At 69.8% G+C, this 609-nt stretch carries 1 protein-coding gene; it reads right to left on the bottom strand.

Translation table 11 applies throughout. The features are described 5' to 3' along the window. Window positions 1–25 precede the first annotated feature (25 nt). Window positions 26–609: IS66 family transposase (locus tag FFK22_RS42115; RefSeq protein WP_186002987.1), on the bottom strand; the 584-nt coding region annotated here is incomplete at its 5' end.

Genomic DNA, 609 nt, shown 5'->3' with positions numbered 1-609 from the left:
GTATGCGAGTGCCGAAGGCCGCGGATCAGGTGGCAGGGGTGGCCTGACGGAGGGGCCGCCAATGCCACGGCAGGAGTTCGTCGATGCGATTGATCGGATGGTCGGCGATGCGGGCGATGACGTCGGCGAGATAGGCCTCGACATCAAGGCCGCTCATCTTCGCCGTCTCGATGATGGTGTAGAGGGCGGCGGCGCGCCTGCCGCCGGCGTCGCTGCCGGCGAAGGTCCAGTTGCGGCGCCCGAGAGCCAGGGGTCTGATGGCCCGCTCCGCCGCGTTGTTTGAGATCTCCAGCCTGCCGTCGGTGGTGTAGCGCGTCAGCGCCGGCCAGCGGGCGGTGGAATAGCGGATTGCCACGGCGAGCTTGCCCTTGGTGCTGGTGCGGGCCAGGGCGTCGTCGAACTGCCGCCGCAGATCGGTCAGGAGCGGCACCGATCGCTCCTGCCGGGCGGCCAGGCGCTCGGCCGGTCTGCGGCCCTTGATCTCGCGCTCGATGGCGAAGAGGTCGCCGATCGTCTCCAGCGCCACCTTGGCCGTGGCCGAACCGGTGTGGTCGAACACCTCGTACAGGTATCGCCGGGCATGGGCCCAGCAGGCCACCTCGACCAGGC

Origin of the sequence: Mycobacterium sp. KBS0706, assembly GCF_005938675.2 — a bacterium.
GTDB lineage: Bacteria > Pseudomonadota > Alphaproteobacteria > DSM-16000 > Inquilinaceae > Inquilinus.
This window is presented reverse-complemented; position numbering and strand designations above follow the sequence as displayed.